The organism is Candidatus Culexarchaeum yellowstonense (assembly GCF_024707025.1).
In the GTDB taxonomy this organism is placed as follows: Archaea; Thermoproteota; Methanomethylicia; order Culexarchaeales; family Culexarchaeaceae; genus Culexarchaeum.
Window position 1 is genome coordinate 1 of sequence record NZ_JANGFQ010000069.1, and the last position, 7,826, is coordinate 7,826.

Sequence of the window (7,826 nt, forward strand, 5' to 3'; positions counted from 1 at the left end):
GCTATTGCACTTCCCATATTCCTATATTCAAATTTCAATGTGCTCATATTGCTCTTCATTTTTTGGGCTATCTTCGATTCCATATTGCTGGTTTCAAGTGATGCTATGTTTGCTGATATAACTCCTAAGGCTTTTAGAGGTAGGATTGCCAGTTTGTTAAGTTTATTTGAATATATTTTGATGTCTATTGGAAGCTTTTTTGGAGGCTACTTATATGAGTATCTTTCTCCACAATCACCATTTATCTTGAGCATGATCCTATTCCTTGCATCAGCCATATTACTTAATGTTTTGATAAGTGAACCTAAAGTTAAAGAGATTTAAATTCTATGTATTCGTTGACTCATTTGGTGGTGTATAGGTGGCATGCAACTATTCTGCCATCTTCTAAGGTCATCATCTCTGGTTCAATTCTTCCACATATTTCCTTTGCGTATGGGCATCTTGGGTGGAATCTACATCCGCTGGGAGGATTTAAGGCGCTTGGAACTTCCCCCTTTATTGGTATGACTTCCCTTTTATGATCTGGGTCTGGTACTGGGACTGCTGCTACCAATGCTTGTGTGTATGGATGTTTTGGTTCTCTGAGTATTGTTTCCACACTTCCCATTTCAACTATCTTTCCAAGGTACATTATGGCTATCCTTTCACATAGATGTCTGGCTAATGATAGGTCATGTGTTATGAATATTATTGATGTTCCATATGTATCCCTCTCCCTTAACATGACATTTAAAACTTCACTTCTAATCGATATGTCTAGCATTGATACTGGTTCATCTGCAACTATGAGTTTCGGTTTTAATATGAATGCTCTTGCAACTGCAACTCTCTGTCTTTGTCCACCACTCAATTCATGTGGAAGTCTATCTATGAATTCCTCTGGTGGTGTTAATTCCACTTCTTCTAACATTTTCATAACCATTTCCTCCTCTTCCCTCCTACTTTTACATACCTTCTGTATTCGTAATGGTTCTGCAATTATGTCGTGTATCTTCATTCTTGGGTTTAATGCTTCGTATGGGTCTTGGAATATTATTTGCATATCCTTCCTTAATGGTTTCAATTCCCCTTGACTTAGACTTGTTATGTCTCTTCCATCAAATATTATTTTGCCGCTTGTCGGCTCAATTAACCTGAGTATGCATCTGCCAGTTGTGGTTTTCCCGCATCCGGATTCCCCTGCAAGTCCAAATATCTCCCCCCTCTTAACTTCAAAGCTTACTCCATCCACAGCTTTAACTGTTGGTTGTTCACGTTTTATTAGTGAAGTTAATAGTCCTCTTCTGAGTGTGAAGTACTTCTTCAAGTTTATGACTTTGAGGATTTCATCAGCCATGATAATCACCACGGCATGTGGCATGCAACGTAGTGTCCTCCGCCAAGATCTTTGATTTCAGGTTCTATGCTTTTACATTTATTATTGGTGTATGGGCATCTTGGGTGGAATCTGCATCCACTTGGTGGGTTTAGTAGGTCTGGTGGTGTTCCAGGTATTGATATGAGCTTTCTCCTCGGCCCCTTTATACTTGGGAATGCACCTATAAGCCCCCTTGTGTATGGGTGTTGTGGCTCTCTGAATATTCTCTTAGTATCTGCATATTCCACGATCTTCCCAGCATACATTATTGCCACTTTATTGCATGTTTCAGCTATTATTGATAGGTCGTGGGTTATTAGCATCATGGATAGATTCATCTTCCTTTGGAGGTCTCTCATCAATTTTAGTATTTGTGCTTGAACTATAACGTCCAGTGCTGTTGCAGGTTCATCTGCTATTAGTAATTGTGGGTTGCATGCTAATGCCATTGCTATCATAACTCTCTGCTTCATTCCACCACTAAATTCATGTGGGTAATCTTTTGCTCTTGATGGTTCTATGCCCACCATCTCCAACAACTTTTCAGCTCTCCTCCAAGCCTCTTCCTTACTTACATCTTCATGTGTGGTTATTGCTTCCACTATTTGATCTCCAACCTTCATTACTGGATTTAATGCATTCATAGCCCCCTGAAATACTATTGCAATCTTCTTCCATCTAATCTTCCTAATATCCTCTTCGCTCATCGCTAATATGTTTTTATCATTGAACATTATTTCCCCATCAATTATCCTACCCCCTGGTGGTAGTAGTCTTATTATTGATAGTGCAACTGTGGTTTTCCCGCATCCGGATTCCCCTGCAAGTCCGAAAACTTCTCCCTCACCTATTTGGAAGTTTACTCCATCAACTGCCTTCACATATCCCCTCGCTGTTTGGTAGTATGTTTTCAGATTTCTAACTTGTAGTAGTGGCATTTTTACCTCCTCAACCTCAATCTTGGATTTAATATTTCATCTAATGCATGTCCAATGAATATGAAGGATAATACCACCAATAATATGCATATTCCAGGTGGGAATATGTACCACCATGCCAATCTAAGTAGTGCTTGATATTGTTCTGCGAAGAATAACATCATACCCCAACTAATGTTGTTTGGATCCCCCAATCCTAAGAAGCTTAATCCAGCTTCTATTAGTATTGCATTGGCTATATTTATTGCTGCATTAACATATACTAGTGGCATGACATTTGGAAGTATATGTTTGAATATTATGTAGTTGTCTCCACAACCAGCTGCCCTAGCAAATTCCACGAACTTCATCTCCTTCACAGTCAACACTTGTGATCTTATTATCCTTGCTATGGATGGCCAACTCGTTATCCCTATGACTAGAATTATGTTTCTAATACTCGATCCAAGTATTGCCGCTAATACTATCATTAATGGTAGCCCTGGTATTATGAGTAGGATATCTGCAAACCTCATTAATACCTCATCTATTATTCCACCATAGTATCCAGCCACCAACCCTATTATTGTTCCAATGAATACTGCTGTAAATGATGCTGCAAATCCAACTAGTAATGATATTCTAGATCCATAGACTATTTGGCTGAATATGTCTCTTCCAAGTTCATCTGTACCCAGTATTCCAAATACTGAGTCATCTGGTATATCTTTATTGAATATCTTTATCCATGCTGGTGGCGAGAATGGTTTCCCAATTCCAATTGATTTTACATCCATTGGATTGTATGGGGATATTTGTGGTGCAAATATAGCCATAAATATGAATACTGATAGAATTGCAACCCCTACTACTCCAAATTTGTTTTTGAAGAATATGTTTGCAAACTCCCTTAAGCTTTTCATGTAATCCTCCATTAGTCTAGAGAGGCTCATGCTCCTTGCCCTCCATATCTAATTCTTGGATCCAGTATCCCATACACTATGTCTGCCACATAATTTGCCAGTATAACTGATATCGATATTATTAGGAATGCACCTTGAAGTACTGGATAATCTCTCATCATCATCGCATCATATATTAATCTTCCAACACCATTCCATGAAAATACAGTTTCAGTTAGCGTTGCTCCACTAACTATGAATCCAAGGCTTATTGCCACTGCTGTGACTGTTGGTAGTAGTGCATTTCTCATGGCATGTTTAACTAGAACCCTCCTTTCAGAAAGCCCTTTAGCCCTTGCGGTAACTATGTAGTCTTGTGTTAAAACGTCCAATAGTGTCCCCCTCATTAGGAGGGTGTATTCGCCATAGGATATCAGTGTGAGGGTTATGGTTGGCAATGTCATGTGGTGAAGTAAATCCAGTATCCTCTCGAAGAATCCTTCTGGTGGAGGTCTACTCATAGTTCCAGCTATTGGGAAAATTCCAAGATAGTATCCAAATAGCATTAATAGCATCATCCCAATCCAAAATACTGGTAGTGAATAGAACATTAGTGAGCTTGTAAGTATTGTTACATCCACCTTAGTCCCCCTCTTCCATGCAGCTAGAACTCCGAGAACTATTCCAATGATCACTGAGAGTATGGTTGATACGCCCATGAGTAGTATTGTGTTAGGCATCCTCTCCATTATAACATTTATTACGGGTTCCTTCCAATGAAATGAATATCCAAAATATCCAATAAGCAGATTCCTTATGTATAGAATGTACTGTTGCCATAATGGTAAATTCAATCCAAACATTGCTCTAACTTCTTCAACCACCGATGGTTTTAGTATTCTTTCTGAAACCATTATTGAAACAGGATCTCCCGGCATCACTCTAAATATGAAGAAGTTTATCGTTATCGTTAAGAATAAAGTTATTATTGCATAAACAGTCCTTCTAACGATGTAACCTTTAAATTCCGACATTTATAATCACTAAAAAAGGTAAATGGATTTTGATATTTATTTTTTCATTTACTTCTCTTTCTGGCTACGTAATATACTACCGCTGCAACAATGGCTATTGCAATTATTGTTCCTGCTATTGTTTGGTATGCTGGTAGTACTGCAGGCCTCTCTTCAAATGTAACTTTCCCACTTAATCCATCAACTTCAATCGTATATTCTCCAGCTTTATCCTTCGTTGTTGTGAATGTTATGTCTATTGATTGGCCTGGAGCCAATGTAATAGTCTTCTTATCTTCAACCTTACCTGCAACTTTAAACTGTATCTCTTGAGATCTTTCAATATACCCCTTATTCTTAATAGTCACAGTTACAGACACTATATCTCCAACATAAGCTTTCGATGGTGTAATCCTCAAATTCGACAATTCAAATGGCACTATAATCCTCTCCTTTGGTAATCTAAAGTATTTGTCATTATAGACGAGCTTAACATACTCTCCCTTAACCCATTCAACGAATTTGAATGGTCCAGAACCTATGGGTACTTTTGGTTCATATTCCATTGGGTTAGTCACATTATACCACAAGTGTTTCGGCAATATGTATAGCATTGTACCAATATTATATAATGCTATAACTGAAGTGTTATTCAAATAAATCTTCACAGTATACTTACTTGGAACTTCAACCTTATACACTGATGAAACATATGGTAGGTATGGTGGAATCTGGTAATCTCTGTAGTATTCTATTGTGAATTTAACGTCTTCTCCAGTTAATGGTTTACCATCATGCCAAGTTATATTCTCATACAAATAGAATGTTATTATCTGAGTCTTATTCTCCGGAAATACCTTAACATCCCACGATCTAGCCATCCATGGAATATAATTGTTGCTTAAATCACGCTTCATCAATGTATAATACACTTTGTCTATGACCTCATAATCCCAGCCTGATGTCACTTTACATGGGTTTAAAGTTTTAGTCTCCCTTTGAACTGGATACTTTATCTTCCCTCCGAAGAGCTTCCCCTTCTCATGTACATTCATGTAAGACCAGAAGTTCAGTATTCCAGCTCCAAGCATTGGAAGCCATCCTTCAGTTTTATCTGTTCTGTATGCATCTATCATTAGTCTTTCGAATAGTGGGAAGTCTGGTATTAATTGCATGTGCCATTCTTGGAATTTCCAAATATACTTCTTCAATTCATCCATACTCGGTGTACTCAATATTTCATCTATCAATGCATCCCACGTTGAATTCCTAATTCCAGGATCATTCCAACCCCACGGAACATCTTGCGATGAATGGTATAGTAGTGATATTGGATCCCATGGAGGATACCAACCATAAGTCCAACAACACATATCAAAGTCATGTTCACCCACTACCTTATCTATCATGGTTCCATGTTCTGTCGGTGCAGCCTTTATTGGTAAACCAACTTCAGCAGCCCATCCACTTATTAATTGAGCCATTCTAATTCTTATTGGATCGTATGATGGTATCATTATATACATGTCTGGTAGATTTCTACCAGTTTTAGGATCATTCCTTATACCATCCTTATCAGTATCTATAAATCCCAATCTATCTAGAATTTCAGCGGCTTTTGCTGGGTTGTATTCGTATTGTGTTACATTCGGGTTGTGCCATATACCATGAGCTTTTGGTATACAGCTAGTTGCAACCCTACCATAACCCAGTAGCAGTATTTCAACGATCTTCTTCCTATCAATACAATATGCTATCGCTCTTCTGAAATCAGTTATATTGAATGGGTACTTCCTAACGTTAAACACCAGTGGATAGTATTCGGTTACTTCACTTGTTATTACGTGAAGCTTTGGATCTGCCATTACTTCTGCTACTTGTAATGGTTGAACTCCAGGCCAACCTAAAACATCTATCTCCCCCTTCTTTAACGCTAACATTTGAGCTTCAGGGGTAGCTATGACCACTATGTATAGTTCATCACACCTTGGACCCTTATAATCATATTCGACGGCTTCCTTAATTAATGGTTGATAATTATGTGCGTACACTGTTATCATTGGGTTTAATGCAATTATCAGCAATAGTAGCATTATTTGTATATTTAATTCTTCAATTTCCATAATCCTCAATTAATCAATATTTTTTAATTTTTGTATATAAGTGTTATTATAATTTGTGTATTGTCGGCTTTATTGTTCTTGTAAATTCAAGTATTGTTCTTCTGGGTATTGGTTCCATAATTTCACATACAACATAAATTTTAATTCTTAATTCCCTCCCAGATTGTATGTATTGAACCCTTTCTTTTGGGATGTTGAATGATAACATTTTATTTATCTTTGTTGATTTTAATGTGAATTCTTGCGCATAGTAGTTTTCCATTATGTTCCATATGTACATATTATCTGAATATAGAATGACTTGTATACTCATTATCCTTACATTTATGTTTATAGGATTCATTAACGTGTAATTTATCACCGCTGTTGCTTCATTTTCGCTAGTTATGTTTATGGTGACTTCGGATACTTCCACTTTGAATAATTTTCCAATGAGATATGTTTTATTCACTAGATCTGCTGATGCTAACGTCATATATGTTGAGTATAATGTTAATAATGTTAGGATGGCTAAGGATACCTTTCTTTTAATTCCCATTGTTTGATCAATAAGTTTATGTGTAAATCTAGTCTTAAATGTTCTTTGAATGAAGATATCTATCATTTTGCTCTTAACATCTTTAACCATCATATTTACTGGTGCAACTATAGTTTCCATTTATTGGGGCAATGAACTTCAATGGTTTATTCTAGTATTAGTTTCCTCTTCGTCTTATGCTTTAATAGGTAGACCTTCCCAGCTTAAGAATAGGATTATGTTACTGGTTTTCGCATGGTTTTTAAGCATGATCCTTTCAAGTTTCACATTGAGTTATCCGTTGATTTTGTGGGAGTCGAACTTTATAGCTAATGAAATTGTCGTTTCAATTGTTGGGCGTGTAATTTCAATGTCCTTAATTGGAATTCTGATATCCCTTGTTTCACTACTATTCTTCTCGTTAATTTCTGATTAGGATGCCCATTGAGTTTCAATTAAATTAATATTACCCCTATGAATATACATGGTTCTTGATGTTTTATGTGTGGGATTATTGGTTACGTTGGTTCCATTCAGTTTAGTTTAGATTCATGCCTTGATATTCTTAAGGCTTTGGAGGTTGAGCAGCTCCCAATAGAGCCCAGTCCTATTGGAGGTCATGGCGCTGGATTAATGGTTTATGATGGCATTAGGGTTTTAATGGAGAAGGTTGGTGGTATAGGAGCTTCCCCAGCGGATGATTTGAGGAGGATTATTTATGATAGTTGGAAAATTAATTTTTCTAGGGTTATTCTTGGTCATGTGAGGAGAGCTTCCCAAGTTTTCACGCATACCATTCCATTTAAGGAGTGTACGCAACCATATATTGCTGAGTGTTTAGGAAAGTTCAAGGTTGTATCCGTTCACAATGGTTTTCTCAAAAACTACCTTGACCTTAAAGGGAGGCTTAAACATAAGCATAAATTTGAATCTGAGAATATAGCTTTAATCGATTCAGAGGTTTTCCCACATTTGCTTGAGGAGTTAATATTGG

Annotated in this window: 7 protein-coding genes and 1 pseudogene; 2 read left to right on the forward strand and 6 right to left on the reverse strand. The window is 37.1% G+C overall.

The window, feature by feature from the left end; all coding sequences use genetic code 11:
* On the forward strand, nucleotides 1-324 hold a 324-nt coding region (locus MRT15_RS07705), incomplete at its 5' end, for an MFS transporter (protein ID WP_304329472.1).
* A 19-nt stretch (nucleotides 325-343) separates the two neighbouring features.
* Here the strand turns inward: MRT15_RS07705 and MRT15_RS07710 are convergent.
* Genes MRT15_RS07710 through MRT15_RS07735 form a run of 6 tightly spaced genes read right to left on the reverse strand, consistent with a single transcriptional unit; the run spans nucleotide 344 to nucleotide 6,973 of the window.
* Complete coding sequence (locus MRT15_RS07710) at nucleotides 344-1,339, reverse strand: ABC transporter ATP-binding protein (RefSeq protein ID WP_304329474.1); 996 nt, start codon at nucleotides 1,337-1,339, stop codon at nucleotides 344-346.
* A 5-nt stretch (nucleotides 1,340-1,344) separates the two neighbouring features.
* On the reverse strand, nucleotides 1,345-2,298 hold the full coding sequence (locus tag MRT15_RS07715; protein WP_304329476.1) for an ABC transporter ATP-binding protein: 954 nt from the start codon (nucleotides 2,296-2,298) through the stop codon (nucleotides 1,345-1,347).
* 2 nt (nucleotides 2,299-2,300) lie between these two features.
* Nucleotides 2,301-3,230 carry an ABC transporter permease gene (locus MRT15_RS07720; protein WP_304329478.1) on the reverse strand — a complete coding sequence of 310 codons (930 nt, stop codon included), beginning with the start codon at nucleotides 3,228-3,230 and terminating at the stop codon, nucleotides 2,301-2,303.
* Nucleotides 3,227-4,213, reverse strand: coding sequence for an ABC transporter permease (locus MRT15_RS07725; RefSeq protein WP_304329480.1), 987 nt, complete (start codon nucleotides 4,211-4,213; stop codon nucleotides 3,227-3,229). The genes MRT15_RS07720 and MRT15_RS07725 overlap by 4 nt, the downstream gene beginning before the upstream one ends.
* A gap of 44 nt (nucleotides 4,214-4,257) precedes the next feature.
* Entirely contained in the window at nucleotides 4,258-6,315 is a 2,058-nt protein-coding gene (locus MRT15_RS07730; RefSeq protein ID WP_304329481.1) for an ABC transporter substrate-binding protein, read from the reverse strand.
* A gap of 46 nt (nucleotides 6,316-6,361) precedes the next feature.
* Complete coding sequence (locus tag MRT15_RS07735; RefSeq protein ID WP_304329482.1) at nucleotides 6,362-6,973, reverse strand: hypothetical protein; 612 nt, start codon at nucleotides 6,971-6,973, stop codon at nucleotides 6,362-6,364.
* 360 nt (nucleotides 6,974-7,333) lie between these two features.
* Here MRT15_RS07735 and MRT15_RS07740 point away from each other — a divergent pair.
* Nucleotides 7,334-7,826, forward strand: a pseudogene (locus MRT15_RS07740) (hypothetical protein); the annotation flags it as partial.

Bases quoted from the DNA above. Each gene is read 5' to 3' on its own strand.
- MRT15_RS07720 (WP_304329478.1), bottom strand. From the start codon at position 3,230: ATGAGCCTCTCTAGACTAATGGAGGATTACATGAAAAGCTTAAGGGAG.
- MRT15_RS07725 (WP_304329480.1), bottom strand. From the start codon at position 4,213: ATGTCGGAATTTAAAGGTTACATCGTTAGAAGGACTGTTTATGCAATA.
- MRT15_RS07710 (WP_304329474.1), bottom strand. From the start codon at position 1,339: ATGGCTGATGAAATCCTCAAAGTCATAAACTTGAAGAAGTACTTCACA.
- MRT15_RS07735 (WP_304329482.1), bottom strand. From the start codon at position 6,973: ATGGAAACTATAGTTGCACCAGTAAATATGATGGTTAAAGATGTTAAG.
- MRT15_RS07730 (WP_304329481.1), bottom strand. From the start codon at position 6,315: ATGGAAATTGAAGAATTAAATATACAAATAATGCTACTATTGCTGATA.
- MRT15_RS07715 (WP_304329476.1), bottom strand. From the start codon at position 2,298: ATGCCACTACTACAAGTTAGAAATCTGAAAACATACTACCAAACAGCG.